A 24,218-nucleotide genomic window follows, 5' to 3' on the forward strand; every position below is an offset into this window, starting at 1 on the left:
CCCCGCGAGGGCCCTCCGCCCGCCCATGTTCGCAAGCTGCGCCGATCCCCAAAGTCTCGAGGGCCTGAGCTGGCTCCTGTGCTACCTCACATCGGGGTCGCACATCGCCTTCTACTGGTCGTTCGTCACCGTGCTCGTCCTGCTGGCGGTCACGGCACCGGCCGCGCTGGCCTTCGGCTTCCTCGGCGCGGTGGCGGCACGCTCGCATCTCTGGCCGCTGTCGCTTCTCGGCCGGGCCTATACGGCGATGGTGCGCGGCGTGCCCGACATCGTCTTCTTCCTGTTCTTCGTGATTGCGCTGGACCAGGGCGTCGAATGGCTGACCCATCAGGTCCGCTGCCCGGACTGGACCGAGCCGGTGCGGCAGGGGATGGAGTTCCGCGTCTGCCCCGAGGCCAAGGTGCCCCCGGGCAATGCCCCGCAGATCTGGCACCAGATCTACGGCTTCTGCCTGGCGGTCGTGACCTTCGCGCTGGTGTTCGGCGCCTTCGTGTCGAACGTGCTGACCGGCGCGATGAACGCCGTGCCGCGCGCGCAGCTTGAAACCGCCGAAAGCTACGGCATGACGCAAGGCCAGGTGTTCCGCCGCATCCTCGTGCCGCAGATGTGGGTCTATGCGTTGCCCGGCCTCTCGAACCTGTGGATGATCCTGATCAAGGCCACGCCGCTTCTGTTCCTGCTGGGCGTGCAGGACATCGTCTACTGGGCGCGCGAGCTGGGGGGCACCAAGACCTCGCTGTTCGCCTATCCGCACCCGGACTGGCGGCTCTACTACTTCCTCGCCCTGCTGGTCTTCTACCTTGCCATGACGCGCGCCTCCGAGGTCCTGCTGGGCCGCCTGACCCGCCGGCTCAACTTCGGCCAGGCCACCGCGGCCGGCGAAGCGCAACGGAAGGCCGCCGCATGAGCTGCTGGGACACCATCGCGGATTACGGCCTGCGCTCGATCGGCATCGGCGAGCGGCTTCTGCCGCGCAGCGACTTCACGCTCTGCCAGCAATTCACGCTGATCGGCTCGGGGATGATCTGGAACATCTACTTCGGCGTCCTCGCGCTGGCTGCGGGCTTCTTCCTTGCCAATGCGCTGGCGGTCGCGCGCGCCGCGCGCTCGCCCCTGCTGCGCAAGCCGGCCGACTGGTTCATCTTCGTCTTCCGCGGCTCGCCGCTCTTCATCCAGTTCTTCCTGGCCTACGAGGCGCTGGTGATGCTGCCGCGCGCCGGGATCGACGTGCTCGGGCTGACGATCGAGACCGGCTGGCTGACCCGCGCCTGGGCCGGCGCGCTGATCGTGCTGTTCCTGAACACCGCCGCCTATTCGGCCGAGATCTTCCACGGCGCGCTGATGGCGATCCCCAAGGGCGACCTCGAGGCCGCGGATGCCTACGGCTTTTCCGGCTGGAAGAAGTTCCGCCGCATCCAGTGGCCCACGATGCTCCGCCTCGCATGGCCCGCCTATACCAACGAGGCGATCTTCCTGTTCCACGCCACGACGCTGGTGTTCTTCTCGGGCTTCCCCGCCTTCCAGCAGCGCGGCGACGCGCTCTACTACGCCAATTATTTCGCCGACAAGACGTTCAATCCCTTCGTGCCTTACCCCATCGTGGCCTTCTATTTCATCTGCCTCACGCTGACCGTGATCTGGCTTTTCGGGCTGATGAACCAAAGGCTGAACCGCCACCTTCCCGCCCATCGGCGGGTGCGGATCAGGGTCAGGCCACAACTCATCAGGTGAGTGATGAAAGACTGGCTGAGAAAGCACCCGCAGGTCCGCACGATCCGTGTCGCGGCCGCGGACCTGAACGGGCAGGCGCGCGGCAAGCGCATCCCGGCGCGCTTCGCCGACAAGGTCGTGAAGGACGGGACACGCTTTCCCTTCTCGGTGCTGAACCTCGACATCTGGGGCGAGGACATCGACGACAGCCCGCTGGTCTTCGAGCAGGGCGATGCCGACGGCATCCTGCGCCCAACCGAGCGTGGCTTCATGCCGATGCCCTGGCTCGAGGCGCCGACCGCGCTGCTGCCGATCTGGATGTTCCGCGAGGATGGCCGCCCCTACGAGGGCGACCCCCGCCACGCGCTGCGCGCCGTGGTGGACCGCTACAAGGCCCGCGGGCTGACCCCGGTCTGCGCGGTGGAGCTTGAGTTCTTCCTGATCGACGACAGCGGCAAGACGCTTCAGGTGCCGCCCTCGCCGCGGTCCGGCAAGCGGCGCAAGGCGGCCGAGACACTTTCGATCCGCGCGCTCGACGCCTTCGACACCTTCTTCACCGATCTCTACGACGCCTGTGAAGAGATGGACATACCCGCGGACACGTCGACCTCGGAAACCGGCCTTGGCCAGTTCGAGGTGAACCTGATGCATTGCGACGACGCGCTGCGCGCAGCCGACGACGCGTGGCTCTTCAAGCTGCTGGTCAAGGGTCTTGCGCGCCGACACGGGTTCGCCGCGAGCTTCATGGCCAAGCCCTACCCGGAATACTCCGGCTCCGGCCTGCACGTGCATTTCTCGGTGCTGGACGCGCAGGGACGGAACGTCTTCGACAGCGGAGGGCCCAAAGGCACCGCGATGATGCGGCATGCGGTGGCGGGGTGTCTCAACGCGATGCACGACTCGACGCTGGTCTTCGCGCCGCATGCCAACAGCTACGAGCGGCTGGTGCCGGGAATGCATGCGCCCACCGCGATCTCGTGGGGCTACGAGAACCGCACCACCGCCGTCCGCATCCCCGCCGGCAACCCGGCCGCGCGGCGGATCGAGCACCGCGTGGCGGGCGGCGACGTGAACCCCTACCTGCTGCTCGCCGTGATCCTCGGCTCCGCCCTGACCGGCATCGAGGATCAGGAAGAGCCGCCGCCGGCCGTCATGGGCAACGCCTATGCGCTGGAGGATCTGGCCCAGATCCCCGGAACCTGGGAAGCGGCGATCGAGGCTTTCGAAAATTCGGCCGTGATGCCCCGCATCCTGCCGCGGGAACTGATCCGGAACTACGTGCTCACCAAGCGGCAGGAACTGCATTACCTGGCCGAGCTTTCGCCCGAGGAACAGGTCGAGCTTTACCTCGACACCGTGTGACCCCCTTGCCGCCTTCCCGGGGCGGGGTTACTCTCCGCCCCTGACAATTTCGGACAATTCATGCTGATCGGCATCCTGCAGACGGGCGAAGCGCCCGACGTCCTCTCCGCTGAGATGGGGGACTATCCCGACATGTTCCAGCGGCTTCTCGACGGCCAGGGCTTCGAGTTCCGCACCTTCCGCGTGGTGGACATGGAGTTCCCGGCTTCGGTGCATGACTGCGATGGCTGGCTCATCACCGGCTCGCGCCATGGCGTCTACGAGGACCACCCCTTCATCCGCCCGCTCGAGGAGTTCATCCGCAAGGCCTATGCCGAGCATGTGCCCGTGGTGGGCATCTGCTTCGGCCACCAGATCGTCGCCCAGGCGATGGGCGGCAAGGTGGAACGGTTCGACAAGGGCTGGGCGGTCGGCCCGACCAGCTACGATTTCAACGGCGAGCCGATCACGCTGAACGCCTGGCACCGCGACCAGGTGACCGCCGCGCCCGAGACGGCCGAGGTCGTGGCCTCGAACGAGTTCTGCGAGAACGCGGCGCTGCTCTACGACACCCGCGCCTTCACCCTGCAGGCACATCCCGAGTTTCGCGACGAGTTCATCGACGGGCTGATGCGGACCCGCGGCAAGGGCCTCGTGCCCGATGACCGGATGGAGGCCGCACAGGAGAAGCTCGGCCAACCCAACGATGCGGCGCGCATGGCGCATCGCATCGCCGAATTTTTCAAGCAAGCAAGATAGTCCCATGTCCGACTGGACCGACCGCCTTCCCCCTGCCGCCCCGGGCCTTGCCGGCAGCGGCGACTGGACCGACCGCCTTCCCGAAGCGGCCCGCGCCTATATCGGCAACCGCCGCGTGGACGAGGTGGAATGCATCGTCTGCGACATTGCCGGCGTGGCCCGCGGCAAGGCCATGCCCGCCGCCAAGTTCGGCAAGCAGACCAGCTTCTTCCTGCCCAACTCGATCTTCCTGCAGACCATTACCGGCGAATGGGCCGACAATCCCTCGGGCGCCTTCACCGAGCCCGACATGATCCTCATTCCCGACTACTCCACCGCCACGGCCGCGCCCTGGACGGCGGACGTGACCTTGCAGGTGATCCACGACGCAGTGGACCAGCAGGGCCGCGCGGTGCCAGTCTCGCCGCGCAATGTGCTGAAGCGCATCGTCGAGCTTTACAACGCCGAGGGCTGGACCCCGATCGTCGCGCCCGAGATGGAATTCTTCCTCGTCGCGCGCAACATCGACCCCAACATGCCGATCATCCCGCCGATGGGCCGCAGCGGCCGGCGCGCGGCTGCGAAACAGGCCTACTCCATGTCCGCCGTGGACGAATACGGCAAGGTGATCGACGACATCTACGATTTCGCCGAGGCGCAGGGCTTCGAGATCGACGGCATCCTGCAGGAAGGCGGCGCGGGCCAGGTCGAGATCAACCTCGCCCATGGCGACCCGGTGGCGCTGGCCGACCAGATCTTCTACTTCAAGCGGCTGATCCGCGAGGCGGCACTGCGCCACGACTGCTTCGCCACCTTCATGGCCAAACCGATCGAGGGCGAGCCCGGTTCGGCCATGCACATCCACCACTCGGTGGTGGAGACCGCGACCGGCCTCAACATCTTCTCGGATGCGGCGGGCGGCGAGACCGAGGCTTTCCTGCATTTCATCGCCGGGATGCAGACCCACCTGCCCGGCGCGGTGGCGCTGCTGGCGCCCTACGTCAACAGCTACCGCCGCTACGTCCCGGACTTCGCGGCTCCGATCAACCTCGAATGGGGCCGCGACAACCGCACGACGGGGCTGCGCGTGCCGATCTCCGGCCCGGAGGCGCGGCGGCTGGAGAACCGGCTGGCGGGGATGGACTGCAACCCCTACCTCGGGCTGGCGGCCTCGCTCGCCTGCGGCTTCCTCGGGCTGAAGGAAGGGAAGATGCCGCGACCCGAATGCACCGGCGACGCCTACATGTCCGAGACCGACCTGCCCTACAACCTCGGCGACGCGCTCGACCTGCTGGAAGAGAACGCGGCCCTGCGCGACGTGCTGGGGCCCGAGTTCTGCGGCGTCTACGATTCGGTGAAGCGCAACGAGTACAAGGAGTTCCTGCAGGTCATCAGCCCGTGGGAGCGTGAGCATCTGCTGTTGAACGTATGAACCTGCTCTATGCCAACGACCGGCCGGGGGAATATCCCCGGTCGTGGTATGCCGCCACGGCGGCGGACCTTGCCCCCTTCCCAGCACTTCAGGGCGAGACGCAGGCCGACGTCTGCGTCGTGGGCGCGGGCTACACCGGGCTTTCGGCGGCGCTGCATCTGGCGCAGCGCGGCTTTTCGGTCGTCCTTCTGGAAGCGCATCGCGTGGGCTTCGGCGCCTCGGGGCGGAACGGCGGTCAGGTCGGCTCGGGCCAGCGGCTGGAGCAGGACGAGCTGGAGCACATGGTCGGTCGCGAGGACGCGCGCCGGCTCTGGGATCTCTCCGAGGAATCCAAGGGACTGGTCCGCGGCCTGATCGACACCCACGCCATGCCGGTCACCTTCCATCCCGGCGTGGCCCATGCCTGCCGGAAACCTTCCGAGGTCGCCCACGCCCATGCCAATGCCGAGAAGCTGGCGCGCGACTACGGCTATGACCAGATCCAGCCGCTCGACCGCGAGGGGATCCGGGGGCTGATCGGCTCGGACACCTATGTCGGCGGCGACATCGACCGCGGCGCCGGGCATCTGCATCCGCTGAACTTCGCCATCGGCCTCGCCCGCGCCTGCGCAGCCGCCGGCGTGCGGCTGCACGAGATGAGCGCGGTGGTGGGCATCGAGCGCGGCGCGCGCCCGGTGGTGCGGACCGCCGAAGGGTCCGTCCGGGCCGGACAATTGATCCTCGCGGCCAACGGCTATCTCGGCAACCTCATGCCAGAGGTGGCGGCGCGCGTCATGCCGATCAACAACTTCATAGTCGCCACAGAGCCGCTCGGCCCGCGCGCCGCCGAGGTGCTGTCCGAGCCGGTCGCCGTGGCCGACACCCGCTTCGTGGTGAACTACTGGCGGCTGTCCGAGGACGGACGGCTCCTGTTCGGCGGCGGGGAAAGCTATGGCTACCGCTTCCCCGACATCGTGAAAACGGTGACGAAGCCGATGCTCGATGTCTATCCGCAACTCCGCGACGTCCGCATCGACCACGCCTGGGGCGGGACGCTGGCGATCACCATGAACCGCCTGCCCTGCTTCACGCGGATCGGCCCGAACGTGCTGTCGGCTTCGGGCTATTCCGGGCATGGCGTGGCGCTGGCCACGCTCGCGGGGCGCATCCTCGCCGAGGCGGTGGCCGGTCAGGCCGAGCGCTTCGACCTGATGGCGAGCCTGCCGCAGCCGCGTTTTCCGGGCGGGGCCGCGCTGCGCTGGCCGATGCTGGTGCTGGCGATGACGTGGTATTCGATGCGCGACCGTCTCGGGATCTGAGGCGCCGTCACCCGAAGGAATGACGCCGTTGCCGACCTTCGGTGCAAGATCCTTCGAACTCACGCCATGTCATCCGCCGCCCGTCTGGCGGGGTGTTGAACCCCGCCGCCGCCGCGGATAGCGTGACGGCACCCGATCATGTGAGGACCCTGATCATGCGTGACGATGCACCGAATTCGTGGGAGTCGCGGGCCGACTCCTTCTCGCTCTACGGTTTCACCGACCTGCCGTCGGTGCACCGGCGCGGCGCGGTGGTGCTGACCCACGGCAAGGGCCCCTATGTCTACGACGTGCACGGCCGCGCCTACCTGGATGCGAACTCGGGCCTCTGGAACATGGTTGCGGGCTTCGACCACCCCGGCCTGATCGAGGCCGCACAGGCGCAGTATGCCCGCTTCCCGGGTTACCACGCCTTCTTCGGCCGGATGTCCGACCAGACGGTGATGCTGTCGGAGAAGCTGGTCGAGGTCTCGCCCTTCGACCGCGGCCGGGTGTTCTACACCAACTCCGGCTCCGAGGCGAACGACACGATGGTGAAGATCCTGTGGTTCCTCGGGATCGCCGAGGGCAATCCGCAGCGCCGCAAGATCATCACCCGGGTGAACAGCTACCACGGCGTGACCGCCGTATCCGCCTCGATGACCGGCAAGCCCTACAACTCCCTCTTCGGCCTGCCGCTGCCCGGCTTCATCCACGTCGGCTGCCCGCATTACTGGCGCTTCGGCGAGGCCGGCGAGACCGAGGAGCAGTTCACCGCCCGCCTCGCGAAGGAACTCGAAGCCACGATCATCAAGGAGGGCCCCGACACGATCGCCGGCTTCTTCGCCGAGCCTGTCATGGGCGCAGGTGGAGTGATCCCGCCCTCCAAGGGCTATTTCCAGGCGATCCAGCCGGTGCTGAAGCGCTACGGCATCCCGCTGATCGCGGACGAGGTGATCTGCGGCTTCGGGCGCACCGGGAACACCTGGGGCTGCCAGACCTACGACTTCATGCCGGATGCGATCATCAGCTCGAAGAACCTCACCGCGGGCTTCTTCCCGATGGGCGCCGTCATCCTTGGGCCGGAGTTGTCGGACCGCGTGCAGGCGGCCGCCGAAGCGGTCGAGGAATTCCCGCACGGCTTCACCGCGAGCGGTCACCCGGTCGGCTGCGCCATCGCGCTGAAGGCCATCGACGTGGTGATGAACGAGGGGCTGGCCGAGAACGTGAAGCGGCTGACCCCGAAGTTCGAGGCGGGGCTGGCTTATCTCGCCGAGATCCCCAACATTGGCGAGTGGCGCGGCAAGGGGCTGATGGGGGCTCTGGAGGCGGTGAAGGACAAGGCCACCAAGACCCCCTTCCCCGGCACGCTCTCCGTTTCGGAACGGATCGCCAACAGCTGCACCGACGTGGGCCTGATCTGCCGCCCGCTCGGCCAGTCCATCGTGCTCTGCCCGCCCTTCATCATGACGGAAGCGCAGATGGACGAGATGTTCGACAAGCTGGGCGCCGCGCTGAAGAAGGTCTTCGCGGAAGTCGCCTGAGCGACTGGCCAATGAAGGACGCCCCGCGGCACAGCCGCGGGGCGTTCCATTTCCGGGCCCCGAGGCTCAGAGTTTCGACAGCTTCTTCTGCAACTCGGCCAGCTGCTTGCGGATCTGCGCCAGCTCGTCCGCGCTGCCGGGCGCCGCTGCCGGCGGCTCCTCCTTGTCCGAGGACGGGGTGTTCCAGGCCTGCAGGCCCATCATGGTCTTGAGGAACGCCTCCTGCTGCTTGCGCATCACCTCGAAGCCGGGCATCCCCACCATCGGGTTCGGCATCTGGCTGAGGTTCTCCATCATCTTGGTCTGCCCGGTGCGCAGCATCTCGAACGAGGCGGCCAGGAACTGCGGAACGACCGACTGCACCTCGGTGGTGTAGCTGCGGACAAGGTCGGTCAGCACGGCCAGCGGCAGGACGTTGTCGCCCTTCGATTCATGTTCGGCGATGATCTGAAGCAGATACTGCCGCGTGAGATCGTCGCCCGACTTCAGGTCGATGATCTGCACCTCGCGGCCGGCGCGGATGAAGCCCGCGATATCCTCGAGCGTGACGTAGTCGCTCGTCTCGGTGTTGTAGAGACGCCGGCTGGCATAGCGCTTGATCAGCAACGGCTTTTCGGTCTCGGCCATACCCACCCCATCGGTTTTTCTGCAGTTGCAGAGAAGCTTAGGACACGGCCGGGCAAAAAGAAAGGGCGGGCACAAGGCCCGCCCTCCGCGCTTCCGCCTTGGGAGGAATGGGTGGAAGCGCGCTCGTTCCGATCACTTCGCCGGAGCGGTGGCCTTCTTGGCGGCCGTGGTCACGTCGGCGGTCGCCTTTTTCACGGCGGCGGTCGCGTCTTCCGACATGTCCTTGCCGGCGGCCAGCATCAGCTCGACGGTTTCCATCTGCACCTTCTTCGCCACTTCGGCGAAGGCGGCGAGGTTCTCGGCAGCCATCTCGGCAGCAGCCGAGGCGAAATCGGTCGCGGCCTTGGTGTATTCGGTCGGTTCCGACTTGGCTTTCGCCATGTCGCCGAACTTCGCGATGGTGTCCTTGGCCCACTTGGCGGTGATCTCGGTCGACTTCTCAGCGGCTTCGAGGGCCACTTTCGACATCTTCTCGGCCATCGCGGCCTGGGTCTTGAAGGCGTTCTGCATGGCGGACGCGTCAACCGGGAAGGCCGACATCATGTCCTGCATGACTTTGGTGAAATCGGGGGTCTTGGTCATTGCCTTGTCTCCTGCGAGCGGGCGCATGCCCGGGTTTTCCTGAGACAAGATATAAATGCTGCGGTGCAGAAAAGCAAGCAGTTTTCTGCACCGCAGCATCATTCTTCCGGCGTAGCGCGAAAGGGCTGCCGCGGCCGCCCGTTGCCGGCCGGTTCAGGCGGCCGGGGTGACGACGACGTAGGTGCCCGGCGCCGGCGCCAGCTCGGGATGCTTCGAATCGCCCGGCTGGCGGGCCTTGATGCGCTCGCCCGAACGGGCCGCGAGCCACTCGCCCCACCGCGGCCACCACGATCCCGTGTGGAACTCGGCACCCGCGCGGAACTCGTCCGGCGTCGCCGCATCGGCCGGATTGACGTAGTGGCCATACTTGTTCCGGCTGGGCGGGTTCACGATGCCCGCGACATGGCCGGATTCGGACAGGATGAAGGTCTTGTCCCGCGAGCCGAACTGCCGGAACCCGTTGAAGCTGCTTTTCCAGGGCGCGATGTGGTCGGTCTCGCAGGCGATGGCGCAGATCGGCAGCTTCACGTCCTTCAGCCCGACGGGCGAGCCCAGCACGGGGAAGGTGCCACCGGCCAGCTTGTTCTGCTGGCAGAGGCCGCGCAGGTATTCCACCGCCATCTGCGCCGGCAGGTTCGTGCCGTCGCCGTTCCAGTAGAGCAGGTCGAAGGCGGGCGGCGCCTCACCCATCATGTAGCTCTTGATGGCGGGCTGGTAGATCAGGTCGTTCGAGCGCAGGTAGCTGAAGGTCCGCGACATGAAGGTCCGGTCGAGGATGCCGTCCACCGCGACCTGCCGCTCGATCCCGTCGACGAAGTCGTCGTTCAGGAACACGCCCACCTCGCCCGGGTCCGCGAAATCGGTGAGCGTGGTGAAGAAGGTGGCCGAGCGCACGGAAGGGTCGCCCGCCTTCTCGAGATGCGCGAGCGTCAGCGTCAACGTCGTGCCGGCGATGCAGTAGCCCACCGCGTTGATCTGCTTCTGCTTCGTGATCGAGCGCACCTCGGCGATGGCGCGCATGTAGCCTTCGCGGATGTAGTCGTCCATGCCGATGCCGGCATAGTGCGAATCCGGGTTCACCCAGGAGACGACGAACACCGTGAAGCCCTGGTCCACGAGCCACTTCAGCAGCGAGTTCTGCGGCTTGAGGTCCAGGATGTAGAACTTGTTGATCCAGGGCGGGAAGATCAGCAGCGGCGTCTCGTGGACCGTCTCGGTCGTGGGACGATACTGGATCAGCTCGAACATGCGGTTGCGGTAGACCACCGCGCCCTCGGTCGTCGCAAGGTTGTGGCCCACCTGGAAGGCATCGCGGTCGGCCAGCGTCACCAGCAGGTCGCCGTTGTTCGCCTCGATGTCGCGCACGAGGTTCTCCAGCCCCTGCACGAGGCTCTCGCCATCGGTCGCGATGGCGCGTTCCAGCGCGTCGGGGTTGGTGCCGAAGAAGTTGGTGGGCGAGAACAGGTCGACGATCTGGCGCGAGAAATACTCCACGCGCTTCTTGTCGGCCGGATCGATGTTCTGCAGCCCCTCGACCGCCTGATGCACGGCTTCGGCGTTCATCAGGTATTGCTGCTTGAGGTAGTTGAAGAACGGATGCGTCTGCCAGAGCGGGTTCGAGAAGCGGCGATCCCTCGGCGTTGCGTCCGGCGGCGGCTTCAGCTCGCCCTTCACCAGCTGCTGCTGCGCCTCGACATAGTGCTTCAGGCTCTTGCCCCAGAAGTTGATCTGATGCTCGAGAATCTTCGCCGGATTCTGCATCATCTCGGTCATGTAGGCGGTCATCGCCTTCAGGAACACGTCGCCCGACGGGCCATGCAGCGAGGGATCGGAGATCTTCCGCTTGCTCAAGGCGGCCGTCAGGCGCTTCGACAACTCGTCGATGCGCACCAGGTTGGCGTTCAGACGCTCGAACTGGGCGTCGCGGACGGAACCCGGCGGCTGGTCTTCGGTTGCCATATTGACTTTTCCCTCCCCATTATGCTGCTATGCAGCATTGTGTGCCTGCCTCCGGGGGGAGTGGTCTGCAGGAACACAGAGCCTCCACCGGGCAGGGATGACCCATGAAATATATGACAACCTATGACGTCATGGAGAGTGCGCGCAACACCAACGAGTGGTTGGGGGCGACGGCGCGGGCCATGGCTTCCTACCCCGTGTTCGCACTGTCCATGAACCCGATGCTCGCGCTGACGGCCGCCTGGGGCGACGTGACCGAGCGGAGTTTCGCCCGAATGGTGGCGAAACCGGACTGGGGCATCCGCTCCATCGTGGGCGAGGACGGCCAGGATCACCTGGTGGACGTCAAGACCATCGTGGAAAAGCCCTTCGGCAACCTGATCCAGTTCTTCGTGCGCCGGCGACCGCCGATGGCGCGCAAGGTGCTGCTGGTCGCGCCGATGTCGGGCCACTACGCGACGCTCCTGCGCTCCACCGTGCTCAGTCTGCTGCCCGATTGTGACGTCTATATCACGGACTGGCACAATGCACGTGACATTCCCGTGTCCGCGGGCAAGTTCGACGTCGAGGACTACACGCTCTACATCGTCGACTTCATGCGCGAGCTTGGCCCCGAGACCAACGTGATCGCGGTGTGCCAGCCCGCGCCGCTGGTGCTGGCGGCCACCGCCTATCTGGCGGGCGAGGATCCGGCGGCGCAGCCCCGCACGCTGACGCTGATCGGCGGCCCGATCGATCCGGATGCCGCCGCGACCGAGGTGACCGACTTCGGCCGTCGCGTCACCATGGGTCAGCTCGAACAGCTTGCGATCCAGCGCGTCGGCTTCAAGTACAAGGGCGCCGGCCGGCTGGTCTATCCGGGCCTCCTGCAGCTGCAGAGCTTCATCTCGATGAACATGGAGCGCCACTCCAAGGCGTTCCAGGAGCAGATCGTCCGCATCGCCCGGGGCCAGGCCTCGGATCACGACGCGCACAACCGCTTCTACGACGAATACCTCGCCGTCATGGACATGACGGCCGAGTTCTACCTGTCCACCGTCGAGCGGGTGTTCAAGAACCGAGAGATCGCCCGCAACCAGTTCGTCGTCGCCGGCAAGAAGGTGGATATCGGCGCGATCACCGACGTGGCCGTAAAGACCGTCGAGGGCGAGAAGGACGACATCTCGGCCCCCGGCCAGTGCGTCGCCGCTCTGGACCTTCTGACCGGCCTGCCCGACAGCAAGAAGGCCCGCCACCTCGAACCCGATGCGGGCCACTACGGCATCTTCGCGGGCAAGAGCTGGCGCCTGAACATCCGCCCGCTGGTCTTGAACTTCATCGACGCGAACGCGCCGAAACCGAAGCCCAAGATCGTGCCGTCGACGGCACCGGCAACGGCGGCCCCCACGCTGGTAGCGGCCACCGTGCCGGTCGACGGTGCGGCCGGCGCCGCTCAGGCCGGCTGAAGCAGGTCCTCCACCGCTTGCTCGATCAGCCCGAGACATTCGGGCGTCGAGAAGCGGTGGTCCGCCCCCTTCACCAGCAGCAGCCTGATGTCGGGCCCCTCGGCATGGCCGAGCAGGCGCAGCGCGACCTCCTGCGGCACGTCGGTATCCGCCGTGCCCTGCAGCAGCCGCACCGGAAACGGCAGGTCAAGCCGTTCCCGCAGCACGAGGCGGGTGCGGCCCTCCTCGATCAGCCGGCGGGTGATGATGTAGGGCTCGTCCGAGTAATCCGAGGGCAGCGCCACCCTGCGCTCGCGCTCCAGTTCCGCGCGCTGGTCGGGCGTGAAGCCCTGCCACATGCTGTCCTCGGTGAAGTCGGGCGCCGCGGCGATGCCGACGAGGCCCGCGATGCGGTCGGGCATCTCCCGGGCCAGCAGCAGCGAGATCCAGCCGCCCATCGACGAGCCGACCAGCAGGATCGGCCCCGCGACGAGGCCGATCACCGCGCGGGCATCCTCGAACCAGTCGCCGATGGCGCCCTCGAGGAAATCGCCGCCCGACGAGCCATGGCCGGAATAGTCGAAGCGCAGGAAGGCGCGGCCCGTCGTCTCGGCCCAGCGCTGCAGATGGAGCGCCTTCGTGCCCTCCATGTCGGACCTGAAGCCGCCGCAGAACACCACGCAGGGGCCCGTGCCATCGGTCAGGCGATACGCGATGCGCCGCCCCTGCGGCGTGACGAGAAAGCTCGGCTCGGTCATGGTCATCTCCCTTTGCTTCTCCCGCATAGCAAAGCCGCCATGCCGCGGCCACCCGAGCGTTGACTTCCCGCCCTCGGCGGCGCAGAAGCGGCCGGCACTTGAACCCGCAACCGGGCGCATTCGTAGGCGCCAAACCGACGAGGAGAGCCAGCCATGGCCCAGATTTCCCTCACATTTCCCGATGGCAACGTCCGCGAGTTTCCCGCGGGCAGCACCCCTGCCGACGTGGCGGCCTCGATCTCGACCTCGCTCGGGAAAAAGGCGATCTCGGCCAGCGTGGACGGCAAGCACTACGACCTGCAGTGGCCGATCGAGGCGGACGCGAAGATCGCGATCCACACGATGGCCGACGAGGCGCAGGCGCTGGAACTGATCCGCCACGACCTCGCCCATATCATGGCCCGCGCCGTGCAGGAGCTGTGGCCCGACGTGAAGGTCACCATCGGCCCGGTCGTTGCGAACGGCTGGTATTACGACTTCGACCGCGAGGAGCACTTCACGCCCGAGGATCTCGGCGCGATCGAGAAGCGGATGAAGGAGATCATCAACGCCCGCGACGCGGTGAAGACCGAGACATGGGACCGCGACCGCGCCATCGCCCATTACGAAGGCCGCGGCGAGAACTTCAAGGTCGAGCTGGTTCAGGCGATCCCCGCCGACCAGCAGATCCGCATGTATTGGCACGGGAACTGGCAGGACCTCTGCCGCGGCCCGCACCTGCAGCACACGGGGCAGGTTCCGGCCGATGCCTTCAAGCTGATGTCGGTGGCGGGCGCCTACTGGCGCGGCGACAGCAACAACAAGCAGCTTCAGCGCATCTACGGCGTGGCCTTCAAGACCCGCGACGAGCTGAAGGCCTATCTCCACATGCTGGAAGAGGCCGCCAAGCGCGACCACCGCAAGCTCGGCCGCGAGATGGAGCTGTTCCACCTGCAGGAAGAAGCCCCCGGCATGGTGTTCTGGCACCCGAACGGCTGGCAGATCTACCGCACGCTGGAAGACTACATGCGCGGCCGCCTGCGCAAGGCGGGCTACAAGGAGATCCGCACCCCGCAGGTGGTGGACCGGAAGCTCTGGGAAGCCTCGGGCCACTGGGAGGCCTACAAGGAGAACATGTTCATCGTCGAGGTCGAGGAGGAGCATGCCAAGGAAAAGCGCATCAACGCGCTGAAGCCGATGAACTGCCCCTGCCACGTACAGGTCTACAACCAGGGCCTGAAGTCCTACCGCGACCTGCCACTGCGGCTGGCCGAGTTCGGCTCGTGCCACCGCTACGAATCGTCAGGGAGCATGCACGGGCTGATGCGCGTCCGCGGCTTCACGCAGGACGATGCCCACATCTTCTGCACCGAGGACCAGATCGAGAGCGAATGCGCCGCGTTCATCGAACTCCTATCCAGCGTCTACAAGGACCTCGGCTTCGACAGCTTCGAGATCAAGCTGTCCACCCGCCCCGAGGTCCGCATCGGCTCGGACGAAGCCTGGGACAAGGTCGAGACCGCCCTTGAGAACGCGATCAAGAAGGTCGGCTGCGCCTACGAGATCGACCCCGGCGAGGGCGCCTTCTACGGGCCGAAGCTCGACTTCAAGCTGACCGACGCCATCGGGCGCAAGTGGCAGTGCGGGACCTTCCAGGTCGACCCGAACCTGCCCACCCGCCTCGGCGCGGAATACATCGGCGAGGACGGTGCGAAGCATCGGCCCTACATGCTGCACCGCGCGATCCTCGGCAGCTTCGAGCGGTTCATCGGCATCCTGATCGAGAACTACGCCGGCAAGCTGCCGTTCTGGCTCGCACCGCGGCAGGTGGTGGTGGCCTCGATCGTCTCGGACGCCGATGCCTATGTGGCCGAGGTCGTGGCGGCGCTGCGGGCCCGCGGTGTGCGCGCCGAGGCGGATACGCGGAACGAGAAGATCAACTACAAGGTCCGCGAGCATTCGGTCGGCAAGGTGCCGGTGATCCTGGCCATCGGCATGCAGGAGGTCGAGGCCCGCAGCGTGTCGGTCCGGCGGCTGGGCGAGACCCGGACAGAGTCGCTGCCACTTGATCAGGTGGTCGAGACGCTGGCCGCGGATGCCCGCATTCCGGGCTGAGTCGCCCGATCGGCAAGAACCTGCTCATCGCGGCCCGGAGTGCCCCCGATCGGGGACCCACCCCGGGCCGCGCGCGTTAAGTGCATGCTTTCGCGTCCTTCGCTGGCACGCGAACAGGCCATCGGCCGGCGGCCCATCCCGGCGAACCTGCGGTTTCCCGCAATCGCAGAGCCTTATCAACCCCTTGGCAAGACTTTGGTCGTAGATGCCGCGGCAATTCGTCTACTGCGCAGCCGGCGCGCAGAGGCTAGGTAAATGAGAGAAGCTGCAGGTCCGATGTCCCCAACCTGCTCGCATTGAACTTTTGCCCGCGCGTCGAACAAATGCTTGTTCTACGTGACTTTTCTTTGCCGCTTGATTTTCGGCGGCGCTTTGGCATCCTTTCGCACGTGACAACAGACGTTCTGACGCTTTCCTGTTTCCAGGGCATACGCGGAGAACCTGGATGCACGGCTCGCGGCAATGTCGCCGCGGGTGAAGGCTGACGAAGGGAGAGACGGAATGCCGACGGGCACCGTAAAATGGTTCAATAGTACGAAGGGCTTTGGCTTCATCGCTCCGGATGATGGCGGCAAGGACGTGTTCGTCCACATCTCGGCGGTCGAACGCGCAGGCCTCAAAGGGCTCAGCGACAATCAGAAAATCGGTTACGAACTGCAGTCCGGTCGCGACGGCCGGTCCTCGGCGGGGGACCTGAGGCTGCTGTAACGCGGCGCAGCACAAGTGATTCCGAGGCAGCCTGCCAATCCGCGGGCTGTTCTCACCCGAGAAGGCGGCGCTGCACGCCCGCATCCCATCCCAGCAAGAGCATGTCGCCATCCCGGATCACCGGCCGCTTCATCAGCGTCGGCTGCGCCGCGATCTGCGCCTCGGGCTCGGAGGCCTTCAGCCAGTCCGAAAGGCCTCGCCAGGTGGTCGACTGCCGGTTCACCAGCGCATCGCCGAACTCCGCCACAAGCTCGGCGATCTCGGTTTCCGACAGCGGCTTCGCCCGCACGTCGCGGAACTCCACGCTGCGGCCTGCCGCCTCCAGCGCCTTGATCGCCTTCTTGCAGGTGTCGCAGGTGGAAATGCCGTAGAGGATCATGGTCGCGCCGTCCGTGGTCGTGGGTCCGCCGAGTCATGCCACATCCGCGCGGCGGCGCAAGCCACCTCAGGCAGGGACAACGAGACGTGTGACCGCGACGCCCACGGCGGCCGAGACCGCGGTCAGCACCGCACCCCAGGTCAGGTCGACCGCCACCATGGCCGGGTGCCAATCGCGCATGATGGTGTAGCTGGTCAGTTCGTAGGTGCCGTAGGCCACGGCACCCAGCACCGCCCCGCCCGCCAGCGCCTGCAGCACAGTGCCCTCGCGCAGGGCGGGCCAGGAGACCAGCCAGACCACCCCCGCGACATAGCCGAGGTAGAACAGCGCCGCCGGCAACATCCGCGGGCTGTCGAGCATCAGTGGCCCGATATGCGCCTGAAACAGCGGCTTCATCACGCGCGACAGCATCAGGGCGTCGAGTCCGAGGAAGACGAGGGCGGTGACGATGTAGAGGATGGCCAGACTCATGCGCGCGATGCTCCCTGATGTGCCGTCGGGCCAGTATCAGCGCCGCCGCAGGTATTCGTAAAGCTCGCATCCGGGCGCGTCGCGGCGCAACTCCATTCGCGCGGCACAGTGCCACTCGTCCGCGTCGAAGTCGGGGAAGAAGGTGTCGGCGCCCTCGACCTCCAGATCGACCTCGGTCACCAGCAGCCGGTCGGCCAGAGGCAGGTGCCCGGCGAAGATGCGCGCCCCGCCGATCGAGTAGATCCGCGCATGCCCCGCCGCGCGCGCCGCCGGGATGGCCGCCTCGAACGAGGTGAACAGCGCCTCGCCCTCGCCCCGCCCGGAGGTCACGACGATGTTCATCCGCCGCGGCAGCGGGCGCTTCGGCAGGCTTTCCCAGGTGCGTCGGCCCATGATCACCGCGCCGCCCAGTGTCTCGCGCTGGAAGAAGGCCAGGTCCTCGGGCGCGTGCCACGGGATCGTGCCATCCTTGCCGATCGCGCCTCCCCTCGCGCGGGCAACCACAAGCGTCAGCATCAGACGGCGACCTCCGCGGCAATGGGGGGATGCGGGTCATAGCTTTCCACGGCGAAATCCTCGATCCGGTAATCGTCAATGCTCGCGGCGCGGCGCACCAGCCGCATGCTGGGCCAGTCGCGGGGCTTGCGCGAGATCTGCTCGCGCGCCTGATCGAGGTGGTTCAGGTAGAGATGGGTATCGCCCCCCACCCAGACCAGCTCGCCCGGCCGCAGGCCCGCCTGATCGGCAAGCATCAGAAGCAGCGCGGCCGCGCCGACGAAGTTGAACGGCGCGCCGAGCAGCAGGTCCACCGAGCGCTGGTAGAGCAGCCCGTTCAAACGCCCGTCCGAGGTCACGTGATACTGATAGACCATGTGGCAGGGCGGCAGCGCCATGGCGCCGACCTCGGCCACGTTCCAGGCGTGGAACAGCATCCGCCGGCTCGAGGGGTTCTGGCGCAGCGTATCGATCAGTCCCGCGATCTGGTCATGCTCCTGCCCGTCGGGTCCAAGCCACCGCCGCCACTGCTTGCCGTAGACGGGGCCCAGCTCGCCCCAGCGCGCCGCAAAGGCCTCGTCCTCGACGATGCGCCGCTCGAACTCGGCCTGAGAGATGTTCTCGCCCGTTTCGCGCCGATAGCTGGCCAGCGGCCAATCGGTCCAGATCCGCACATTCTGCTGCAGCAGCGGCCGGAGGTTGGTGCCGCCGGTCAGGAACCAGAGCATCTCCTTCACCGCGGTCTTCCACCAGACCTTCTTGGTGGTCAGGATCGGCGCGCGACCCTCGGACAGGTCGAACCGCAGCATGGCGCCGAAGACCGAAAGCGTCCCCACCCCCGTCCGGTCGATCCGCCGGTCGCCCCGCTCCAGCACATGCGAGAGCAGGTCGAGATACTGCTGTTCGGGATGTGTCATGCCCGTTGTCCTGCCGCCGCGAGGTGCCCCGTCCCGCCGGGAATGACGGACATGCGCGTGCAGGTCAAGGACTGCCGGAACCGGCCCCGGCAGCGCGCGTGCATCAGGCGGCGGTTTCCTTTCCGCCTCGCCATGCTAGCTTCCCGCTCGCAACAGGAGGGCCGTCATGCAGATCAGATACCTTCACACCATGGTCCGGGTTCTGGACCTGGACAAGACCATCGCCTTCTTCCGCCTCCTCGGCCTCGAGGAGACGCGGAGGACAGAGAGCGAACAGGGCCGCTTCACCCTCGTCTTCATGGCGCCGCCGGGACAGCCGGACTGTCCGGTGGAGCTGACCTACAACTGGGACGGCGACGAGGGCCTGCCCTCGGACAGCCGGCACTTCGGCCACCTCGCCTACGGGGTCGAGGACATCTACACGATGTGCGCCCATCTGCAGGCGAACGGCGTGACGATCAACCGACCGCCGCGCGACGGGCGCATGGCCTTCGTGCGCAGCCCCGACAATGTCTCGGTCGAGCTTCTGCAGATCGGCGATGCCCTGCCCCCGGCCGAGCCCTGGAGCTCGATGCCCAACACCGGTCACTGGTAGTCAGAGCGGCCGCCAGCGGGCCAGGACATCCACGCCCACCGCCTCGACCGACGCCAGCTCAAAGGCTGGCGCTTCGGCCAGGTGCAGAAGGTGCAGCGGCCCCATCGCCGCGCGCCCCTCGGCGCCGATCAGCTTGCCGGCCATGAAGCTCACCAGTTCGTCGCAGAGACCGGCGCGCACCAGACCGGCGGCGAGCGTGGCGCCGCCCTCGCAGAACACCCGCGTCAGCCCCTCGGCCGCCAGCCGCCGCAGCACCGAGCGCAGGTCGAGGCCCTGAGGCCCCGCCTCGCACTCAAGAAGCAGTGCGCCGGCGGCCTGCCACGCCTCCCGCGCCTCCGGCGGCGCGTCCGGCCCATGGCAGAGCCAGACCGGCACATGCCGCGCCGTGCGGCCCAGACGGCTTTCCGGGGTGTGGCGAAGCCGGCTGTCGATCACGATCCGCACCGGCTGGTGCGCCGAGCCCATCTCGCGCACCGAAAGATCAGGATCGTCGGCCAGCGCCGTGCCGGAGCCGACCAGCACCGCATCGTGCCGCATCCGCATCGCATGAACCGCACGACGCGCGACGGCACCGGTGATCCAGCGGCTCTCGCCCGAGGCGGTGGCGATGCGGCCATCCGCGGTCGCGGCCAGCTTCAGCGTCAGGAACGGAAGCCCCTCGGTCACGCGCTTCAGGAAACCCGCGTTCAGGCGGCGCGCTTCGGCCTCCATCACGCGCTCGGTCACCGGAATGCCCGCGGCGCGCAGCATGGCGTGGCCCTGCCCCGCCACGCGGGAGTCGGGATCGCCGGTGGCAGTGACCACGCGCGCCACGCCCGCGGCGATCAGCGCCTCGGCGCAGGGCGGCGTGCGGCCGTGATGGGCGCAGGGTTCCAGCGTGACATAGGCCGTGGCGCCCAGTGCCGCCGCGCCGGCCTGCGCCAGCGCCACCGTCTCGGCATGCGGGCGCCCGCCCGGCTGGGTCCAACCGCGGCCGACGATCCGTCCGCCCTTAACGATCACGCAGCCCACGGCCGGGTTCGGCCAGGTCCGCCCCAGCCCGCGCGCGCCCAGCGCCAGCGCATGGGCCATGTGGACGCTGTCGGTCACTCTTCCGGGGCGTGGGCGGGGCGCAGCTCGGACACGAACTTGTCGAAGTCGTCCGCCGCCTGGAAGTTCTTGTAGACGCTCGCGAACCGGACGTAGGCCACGGTGTCGATCCGCGCGAGGCTCTCCATCACGATCTCGCCGATCACCTTCGAGGGGATGTCGGTATCGCCAAGGCTTTCCAGCCGCCGCACGATCCCCGAGATCATCTGGTCGATGCGCTCGGGCTCGATCGGGCGCTTCTGCATGGCGATCCGGATCGAGCGTTCGAGCTTCGTGCGGTCGAAATCCTCGCGCTTGCCCGAGGACTTGATCACCACGAGGTCGCGCAGCTGCACCCGCTCGTAGGTGGTGAAGCGGCCGCCGCAGGCCGGGCAGAACCGGCGCCGGCGGATCGAGACGTGATCCTCGGCGGGACGGCTATCCTTCACTTGCGTGTCGATGTTTCCGCAGAACGGACAGCGCATCCGTCTCTCCCTCAAGCCTCGATCCGGGGGGTCGCCCTCTCGTTATCCACAAGACCATAGCCAGAGCCCGAGGGGTTGCACAGCGGAAATCGCCCGGCCCCAGATGAGGGGTTGCCGCTGTGTCCTTGCGGACTCATGACGCATCCGTGAAGCGGAAAACGACGCATGCGCGGCTAAGCTTTCCGGCACAAGCACAGGGAGGACGCCATGACCCGGATGACCGCCAAGGACTTTCACCCCAGGCTGCTGGAGCTTTACGACTACTACGCCCACGGGCGGATCACGAAGCGCGAGTTCCTCGACCGGGCGGCGTCCTATGCGGTGGGCGGGCTGACGGCGGCGGCAATCCTCGACCTGATGAGCCCCAACTACGCGCTGGCCCAGCAGGTGCCGGCCAGCGATCCCGGCATCCGCGGCGACTACATCACCTATCCCTCGCCCGAGGGGCATGGCGAGGTGAAGGGCTACCTCGTGCGGCCGGCCGAGGGCGAGGGACCCTGGCCCGCCGTGGTGGTGGTGCACGAAAACCGCGGCCTCAATCCCTACATCGAGGATGTGGCGCGCCGGCTGGCCAAGGAAGGCTTCCTTGCGCTGGCGCCGGACGGGCTGACCTCGGTGGGGGGTTATCCCGGCAATGACGACAAGGGGCGCGAGCTGCAGCAGCAGGTGGACCCCGAGAAGCTGATGAACGACTTCTTCGCCGCGGTGGACTACATGAAGACCGCCGAGGGCTCGAGCGGTCGCGTCGGCATCACCGGCTTCTGCTATGGCGGCGGCGTGGCCAATGCGGCGGCCGTGGCCTTCTCCGACCTGGGCGGAGCGGTGTCGTTCTACGGCCGCCAGCCCGAAGCGGCGGACGTGGCGAAGATCCGCTGCCCGCTGCTGATCCACTACGCCGAGTTGGACGAGCGCATCAATGCCGGCTGGCCCGCCTATGAGGCGGCGCTGAAGGAGGCCGGCGTGCGCTACGAGGCCTACATCTACCCGGGCGTGAACCACGGCTTCCACAACGACTCGACACCGCGCTACGACCGCGAGGCGGCGGAGCTTGCGTGGCAGCGGACGGTGGAGTTCTTCCGCAGCAACCTCGGGTAAGCGACGGCCGGCGGGCGGCGCCGTCGCATCGACCGGGCGAACTCCGCCCGGTCGCCTCCGGCGCTGCTAGAACGGCAGACGGGGGCGGCAGAGCGTGCGGGCGTGGATCGCGCTCAGCGAGGCATCCTTGCTGCCGAGGATGAACAGCCCGGTCCTGCTGGCCGCGCCTTCCGGCGACAGGCCGAACCGCACGCCCTCGCCCTGCCGGCGCGGCGGCTCGCTCAGTCGCCAGATCCGCGTGTTGGTCGGCAACCCGCGCGAGATCACGTAGTCGCCGACCGCGCACCAGCTTTCGGCCGGCCCCTGTCCGGGCGATGGCATCACGTGGATCGTGCCATCGGACATCGCCCGGACCTGCAACCCGTTGTCCGCCAGAAAGGCCGCCGCGGGAACGGCGGAAAGGGCGGCAAGGACCGCGGCGAGGGACAGGGTGCGGATCATGCTCAGGCCCTTACTGGTCGAGGAAGCTCCGCAGCTTGCGGCTGCGGCTGGGGTGCTTCAGCTTGCGCAGCGCCTTCGCCTCGATCTGGCGGATGCGCTCGCGCGTGACGCTGAACTGCTGGCCGACCTCTTCCAGCGTGTGGTCGGTGTTCATGCCGATGCCGAAGCGCATCCGCAGAACCCGCTCCTCCCGCGGGGTAAGGCTCGCCAGAACCCGCGTCGTCGTCTCCTTCAGGTTCTCCTGAATGGCGCTGTCGAGCGGCAGGATAGCGTTCTTGTCCTCGATGAAATCGCCGAGCTGGCTGTCTTCCTCGTCGCCGATCGGGGTTTCTAGGGAGATCGGCTCCTTGGCGATCTTCATCACCTTGCGGACCTTCTCGAGCGGCATCTGGAGCTTTTCGGCCAGTTCCTCGGGCGTGGGCTCGCGGCCGATCTCGTGCAGCATCTGGCGGCCGGTGCGCACCAGCTTGTTGATCGTCTCGATCATGTGGACCGGGATGCGGATGGTGCGCGCCTGGTCGGCGATCGAGCGGGTGATCGCCTGCCGGATCCACCACGTCGCGTAGGTCGAGAACTTGTAGCCGCGGCGGTATTCGAACTTGTCCACCGCCTTCATCAGGCCGATGTTGCCTTCCTGAATGAGATCAAGGAACTGCAGCCCGCGGTTGGTGTATTTCTTGGCGATCGAGATCACGAGGCGCAGGTTGGCCTCGACCATCTCCTTCTTGGCCTGCCGGGCCTCCTTCTCGCCCTTCTGGACCTGGTTCACGATGCGGCGGAACTCGGAGATGTCCACGCCGACATACTGGCCGACGGCGGCCATGTCGTTCCTGAGGTCCTCGACCTTGTCGCGGCTCTTCTCCATCAGGGTCTGCCAGCCGCGGCCCGACTTCGCCGCCATCCGGTCGGCCCATGTCGGATCCAGCTCGTAGCCCTGATATTCGTCGATGAACTCGCGGCGGTTGATGCGGGCGGCATCGGCCAGCTTCACCATCGACGAGTTGATCGACATGATCTTGCGGTTGATGCCGTAAAGCTGGTCGATCAGCGCCTCGATCCGGTTGTTGTGCAGGTGAAGCTCGTTCACCAGCAACACGATCTCGGAGCGCAGCTTCTGATAGGCAGCCTCGTCCTCGGTCGTGAAGCGCAGCGCGTCGCTCAGCGTGGCCGACATGCGCTTGTTCTGCATCTCGGCGAGCTTGGCATAGTCGCGCGCGATCAGCTCCAGCGTCTCCAGCACGCGCGGCTTCAGCGCGGCCTCCATCGCGGCGAGCGACATGGCGGAGGCCTCGTCGTCCTCGTCCTCCTCCTCGGCGCGGCTGATCGGGTTGCCGTCGGCATCCAGTTCCGGCTCGGACGAGGCCGGGGCGCGGCGCGGCGCGGGGGCCTGCGCGGCCACATCCACATCCACGTCCTCGAGGCCGGGGCCTTCCATGTCCTCGTCGCCGTCGCCATCGAGCGAGCGGCCGAAGGTCGCCTCGAGGTCGATCACGTCGCGCAGCAGGATGTCTTCGCTCAGAAGTTCGTCGCGCCAGATCGTGATGGCCTGGAAGGTCAGCGGGCTCTCGCAGAGGCCCGCGATCATCGTGTTGCGGCCGGCCTCGATGCGCTTGGCGATGGCGATCTCGCCCTCGCGGCTCAGAAGCTCGACCGAGCCCATCTCGCGCAGATACATCCGCACCGGGTCGTCGGTGCGGTCGAGCGTCTCGCCCTGCGCGCCCGCGACCGCCAGCTCGCGCGAGCCGGAGCCCTGATCGACCAGTTCGCCGCCGGGCTCGCCCTCTTCGGCTTCCTCGTTCTCGATGACGTTGATGCCCATCTCCGACAGCATCGACATCACGTCCTCGATCTGTTCCGAGGACGCCTGCTCGGGCGGAAGGACCGCGTTCAGCTGGTCATAGGTGATGTAGCCGCGCTCGCGGGCATCGGCGATCATCCGTTTGACGGCGGCCTGGCTCATGTCCAGCGAGGTTTCGGCGTCCTGATCCTCGGGTTTGCCGTCGTCAGTATCTTTGACTGCCATGGATGCTCCTCAGCGGCGCGGAGAGGGGGGTCGGGCGGGATGGAATCGAATCGTC

24 protein-coding genes are annotated in these 24,218 nt (G+C 67.0%); 12 read left to right on the forward strand and 12 right to left on the reverse strand.

Annotation, left to right across the window (positions count from 1 at the left end):
- The first annotated feature begins 25 nt into the window (after positions 1-25).
- From CK951_RS11510 to CK951_RS11540, 7 genes are all read left to right on the forward strand, one after another.
- Positions 26-907: an ABC transporter permease gene (locus CK951_RS11510; RefSeq protein WP_096786280.1), complete on the forward strand. Its 882-nt coding sequence runs from the start codon at positions 26-28 to the stop codon at positions 905-907.
- The gene (locus CK951_RS11515) at positions 904-1,731 is read left to right on the forward strand and encodes an ABC transporter permease (protein WP_096786281.1); all 828 of its coding nucleotides are present in this window, start codon (positions 904-906) and stop codon (positions 1,729-1,731) included. The genes CK951_RS11510 and CK951_RS11515 overlap by 4 nt, the downstream gene beginning before the upstream one ends.
- Positions 1,732-1,734: 3 nt before the next feature.
- Complete coding sequence (locus tag CK951_RS11520; RefSeq protein WP_096786282.1) at positions 1,735-3,072, forward strand: glutamine synthetase family protein; 1,338 nt, start codon at positions 1,735-1,737, stop codon at positions 3,070-3,072.
- Positions 3,073-3,132: 60 nt separating this feature from the next.
- The gene (locus CK951_RS11525) at positions 3,133-3,810 is read left to right on the forward strand and encodes a type 1 glutamine amidotransferase (RefSeq protein WP_096786283.1); all 678 of its coding nucleotides are present in this window, start codon (positions 3,133-3,135) and stop codon (positions 3,808-3,810) included.
- 4 nt (positions 3,811-3,814) lie between these two features.
- Positions 3,815-5,221, forward strand: coding sequence for a glutamine synthetase family protein (locus CK951_RS11530; protein WP_096786284.1), 1,407 nt, complete (start codon positions 3,815-3,817; stop codon positions 5,219-5,221).
- Positions 5,218-6,519: an FAD-binding oxidoreductase gene (locus tag CK951_RS11535; protein WP_096786285.1), complete on the forward strand. Its 1,302-nt coding sequence runs from the start codon at positions 5,218-5,220 to the stop codon at positions 6,517-6,519. Before CK951_RS11530 ends, CK951_RS11535 begins: the two co-directional genes overlap by 4 nt.
- 155 nt (positions 6,520-6,674) lie before the next feature.
- Positions 6,675-8,042, forward strand: a complete 1,368-nt coding sequence (locus CK951_RS11540) for an aminotransferase (RefSeq protein ID WP_096786286.1) — start codon at positions 6,675-6,677, stop codon at positions 8,040-8,042.
- A gap of 66 nt (positions 8,043-8,108) precedes the next feature.
- Here the strand turns inward: CK951_RS11540 and phaR are convergent, their stop codons facing one another.
- The 3 genes from phaR to phaC all read right to left on the reverse strand — a co-directional run bounded on the left by phaR (position 8,109) and on the right by phaC (position 11,210).
- Entirely contained in the window at positions 8,109-8,669 is a 561-nt protein-coding gene (phaR, locus tag CK951_RS11545) for a polyhydroxyalkanoate synthesis repressor PhaR (protein WP_096786287.1), read from the reverse strand.
- Between the two features lie 132 nt (positions 8,670-8,801).
- The gene (locus tag CK951_RS11550) at positions 8,802-9,278 is read right to left on the reverse strand and encodes a Phasin (protein ID WP_394341568.1); all 477 of its coding nucleotides are present in this window, start codon (positions 9,276-9,278) and stop codon (positions 8,802-8,804) included.
- Between the two features lie 126 nt (positions 9,279-9,404).
- The gene (phaC, locus tag CK951_RS11555) at positions 9,405-11,210 is read right to left on the reverse strand and encodes a class I poly(R)-hydroxyalkanoic acid synthase (protein WP_096786289.1); all 1,806 of its coding nucleotides are present in this window, start codon (positions 11,208-11,210) and stop codon (positions 9,405-9,407) included.
- A gap of 104 nt (positions 11,211-11,314) precedes the next feature.
- Between phaC and phaZ the strand changes: the two genes are divergently transcribed.
- Positions 11,315-12,655 (forward strand): polyhydroxyalkanoate depolymerase, encoded by a 1,341-nt coding sequence (gene phaZ / locus CK951_RS11560; RefSeq protein WP_232520615.1) that lies wholly within the window; start codon positions 11,315-11,317, stop codon positions 12,653-12,655.
- Here phaZ and CK951_RS11565 read toward each other — a convergent pair.
- On the reverse strand, positions 12,643-13,392 hold the full coding sequence (locus CK951_RS11565; protein ID WP_096786290.1) for a carboxylesterase: 750 nt from the start codon (positions 13,390-13,392) through the stop codon (positions 12,643-12,645). The genes phaZ and CK951_RS11565 overlap by 13 nt on opposite strands.
- A gap of 153 nt (positions 13,393-13,545) precedes the next feature.
- On the opposite strand from CK951_RS11565, the gene thrS reads away from it, so the two are divergent.
- Together thrS and CK951_RS11575 are read left to right on the forward strand one after the other, a co-directional pair.
- Positions 13,546-15,486, forward strand: a complete 1,941-nt coding sequence (gene thrS, locus CK951_RS11570) for a threonine--tRNA ligase (RefSeq protein ID WP_096786291.1) — start codon at positions 13,546-13,548, stop codon at positions 15,484-15,486.
- A gap of 501 nt (positions 15,487-15,987) precedes the next feature.
- Positions 15,988-16,194 carry a cold-shock protein gene (locus tag CK951_RS11575; protein WP_002720550.1) on the forward strand — a complete coding sequence of 69 codons (207 nt, stop codon included), beginning with the start codon at positions 15,988-15,990 and terminating at the stop codon, positions 16,192-16,194.
- 52 nt (positions 16,195-16,246) lie between these two features.
- Here CK951_RS11575 and CK951_RS11580 read toward each other — a convergent pair whose 3' ends face one another.
- The 4 genes from CK951_RS11580 to CK951_RS11595 form a co-directional block, all read right to left on the reverse strand.
- On the reverse strand, positions 16,247-16,573 hold the full coding sequence (locus CK951_RS11580) for an arsenate reductase family protein (protein WP_096786292.1): 327 nt from the start codon (positions 16,571-16,573) through the stop codon (positions 16,247-16,249).
- 66 nt (positions 16,574-16,639) lie between these two features.
- Positions 16,640-17,044 carry a DUF2177 family protein gene (locus CK951_RS11585; protein WP_096786293.1) on the reverse strand — a complete coding sequence of 135 codons (405 nt, stop codon included), beginning with the start codon at positions 17,042-17,044 and terminating at the stop codon, positions 16,640-16,642.
- Positions 17,045-17,080: 36 nt separating this feature from the next.
- On the reverse strand, positions 17,081-17,560 hold the full coding sequence (locus CK951_RS11590; RefSeq protein ID WP_096786294.1) for a dihydrofolate reductase: 480 nt from the start codon (positions 17,558-17,560) through the stop codon (positions 17,081-17,083).
- Positions 17,560-18,456, reverse strand: a complete 897-nt coding sequence (locus CK951_RS11595) for a thymidylate synthase (protein ID WP_096786295.1) — start codon at positions 18,454-18,456, stop codon at positions 17,560-17,562. Before CK951_RS11595 ends, CK951_RS11590 begins: the two co-directional genes overlap by 1 nt.
- A gap of 166 nt (positions 18,457-18,622) precedes the next feature.
- Here CK951_RS11595 and CK951_RS11600 point away from each other — a divergent pair, with 166 nt between their 5' ends.
- Positions 18,623-19,051 carry a VOC family protein gene (locus CK951_RS11600; protein WP_096786296.1) on the forward strand — a complete coding sequence of 143 codons (429 nt, stop codon included), beginning with the start codon at positions 18,623-18,625 and terminating at the stop codon, positions 19,049-19,051.
- On the opposite strand, the gene ribD is transcribed toward CK951_RS11600, so the two are convergent.
- Both ribD and nrdR read right to left on the reverse strand, forming a co-directional pair.
- Entirely contained in the window at positions 19,052-20,122 is a 1,071-nt protein-coding gene (gene ribD / locus CK951_RS11605) for a bifunctional diaminohydroxyphosphoribosylaminopyrimidine deaminase/5-amino-6-(5-phosphoribosylamino)uracil reductase RibD (RefSeq protein ID WP_096786297.1), read from the reverse strand. It abuts the gene before it with no gap.
- 14 nt (positions 20,123-20,136) lie between these two features.
- Positions 20,137-20,604, reverse strand: a complete 468-nt coding sequence (gene nrdR, locus CK951_RS11610; protein WP_096786298.1) for a transcriptional regulator NrdR — start codon at positions 20,602-20,604, stop codon at positions 20,137-20,139.
- Positions 20,605-20,811: 207 nt separating this feature from the next.
- On the opposite strand from nrdR, the gene yghX reads away from it, so the two are divergent.
- The gene (gene yghX, locus CK951_RS11615) at positions 20,812-21,699 is read left to right on the forward strand and encodes a YghX family hydrolase (protein ID WP_096786299.1); all 888 of its coding nucleotides are present in this window, start codon (positions 20,812-20,814) and stop codon (positions 21,697-21,699) included.
- Between the two features lie 66 nt (positions 21,700-21,765).
- Here yghX and CK951_RS11620 read toward each other — a convergent pair whose 3' ends face one another.
- Both CK951_RS11620 and rpoD read right to left on the reverse strand, forming a co-directional pair.
- On the reverse strand, positions 21,766-22,140 hold the full coding sequence (locus CK951_RS11620; RefSeq protein ID WP_096786300.1) for a hypothetical protein: 375 nt from the start codon (positions 22,138-22,140) through the stop codon (positions 21,766-21,768).
- 10 nt (positions 22,141-22,150) lie between these two features.
- Positions 22,151-24,163, reverse strand: a complete 2,013-nt coding sequence (rpoD, locus tag CK951_RS11625; RefSeq protein WP_096786301.1) for an RNA polymerase sigma factor RpoD — start codon at positions 24,161-24,163, stop codon at positions 22,151-22,153.
- Between the last annotated feature and the right edge of the window lie 55 nt (positions 24,164-24,218).

The organism is Rhodobacter sp. CZR27, assembly GCF_002407205.1.
Taxonomy (GTDB): Bacteria; Pseudomonadota; Alphaproteobacteria; order Rhodobacterales; family Rhodobacteraceae; genus Cereibacter_A.

Excerpts from the sequence above, each read along its gene's own strand:
- CK951_RS11575 (WP_002720550.1), top strand. The coding sequence starts at position 15,988 with ATGCCGACGGGCACCGTAAAATGGTTCAATAGTACGAAGGGCTTTGGC.
- CK951_RS11565 (WP_096786290.1), bottom strand. The coding sequence starts at position 13,392 with ATGACCGAGCCGAGCTTTCTCGTCACGCCGCAGGGGCGGCGCATCGCG.
- CK951_RS11585 (WP_096786293.1), bottom strand. The coding sequence starts at position 17,044 with ATGAGTCTGGCCATCCTCTACATCGTCACCGCCCTCGTCTTCCTCGGA.
- CK951_RS11510 (WP_096786280.1), top strand. The coding sequence starts at position 26 with ATGTTCGCAAGCTGCGCCGATCCCCAAAGTCTCGAGGGCCTGAGCTGG.
- CK951_RS11595 (WP_096786295.1), bottom strand. The coding sequence starts at position 18,456 with ATGACACATCCCGAACAGCAGTATCTCGACCTGCTCTCGCATGTGCTG.
- CK951_RS11620 (WP_096786300.1), bottom strand. The coding sequence starts at position 22,140 with ATGATCCGCACCCTGTCCCTCGCCGCGGTCCTTGCCGCCCTTTCCGCC.
- thrS (WP_096786291.1), top strand. The coding sequence starts at position 13,546 with ATGGCCCAGATTTCCCTCACATTTCCCGATGGCAACGTCCGCGAGTTT.
- CK951_RS11530 (WP_096786284.1), top strand. The coding sequence starts at position 3,815 with ATGTCCGACTGGACCGACCGCCTTCCCCCTGCCGCCCCGGGCCTTGCC.
- nrdR (WP_096786298.1), bottom strand. The coding sequence starts at position 20,604 with ATGCGCTGTCCGTTCTGCGGAAACATCGACACGCAAGTGAAGGATAGC.
- CK951_RS11525 (WP_096786283.1), top strand. The coding sequence starts at position 3,133 with ATGCTGATCGGCATCCTGCAGACGGGCGAAGCGCCCGACGTCCTCTCC.
- CK951_RS11590 (WP_096786294.1), bottom strand. The coding sequence starts at position 17,560 with ATGCTGACGCTTGTGGTTGCCCGCGCGAGGGGAGGCGCGATCGGCAAG.
- rpoD (WP_096786301.1), bottom strand. The coding sequence starts at position 24,163 with ATGGCAGTCAAAGATACTGACGACGGCAAACCCGAGGATCAGGACGCC.
- CK951_RS11550 (WP_394341568.1), bottom strand. The coding sequence starts at position 9,278 with ATGCGCCCGCTCGCAGGAGACAAGGCAATGACCAAGACCCCCGATTTC.
- phaZ (WP_232520615.1), top strand. The coding sequence starts at position 11,315 with ATGAAATATATGACAACCTATGACGTCATGGAGAGTGCGCGCAACACC.
- CK951_RS11600 (WP_096786296.1), top strand. The coding sequence starts at position 18,623 with ATGCAGATCAGATACCTTCACACCATGGTCCGGGTTCTGGACCTGGAC.
- phaC (WP_096786289.1), bottom strand. The coding sequence starts at position 11,210 with ATGGCAACCGAAGACCAGCCGCCGGGTTCCGTCCGCGACGCCCAGTTC.
- CK951_RS11520 (WP_096786282.1), top strand. The coding sequence starts at position 1,735 with ATGAAAGACTGGCTGAGAAAGCACCCGCAGGTCCGCACGATCCGTGTC.
- CK951_RS11535 (WP_096786285.1), top strand. The coding sequence starts at position 5,218 with ATGAACCTGCTCTATGCCAACGACCGGCCGGGGGAATATCCCCGGTCG.
- CK951_RS11540 (WP_096786286.1), top strand. The coding sequence starts at position 6,675 with ATGCGTGACGATGCACCGAATTCGTGGGAGTCGCGGGCCGACTCCTTC.
- yghX (WP_096786299.1), top strand. The coding sequence starts at position 20,812 with ATGACCCGGATGACCGCCAAGGACTTTCACCCCAGGCTGCTGGAGCTT.
- CK951_RS11515 (WP_096786281.1), top strand. The coding sequence starts at position 904 with ATGAGCTGCTGGGACACCATCGCGGATTACGGCCTGCGCTCGATCGGC.
- phaR (WP_096786287.1), bottom strand. The coding sequence starts at position 8,669 with ATGGCCGAGACCGAAAAGCCGTTGCTGATCAAGCGCTATGCCAGCCGG.
- CK951_RS11580 (WP_096786292.1), bottom strand. The coding sequence starts at position 16,573 with ATGATCCTCTACGGCATTTCCACCTGCGACACCTGCAAGAAGGCGATC.
- ribD (WP_096786297.1), bottom strand. The coding sequence starts at position 20,122 with ATGGCCCATGCGCTGGCGCTGGGCGCGCGCGGGCTGGGGCGGACCTGG.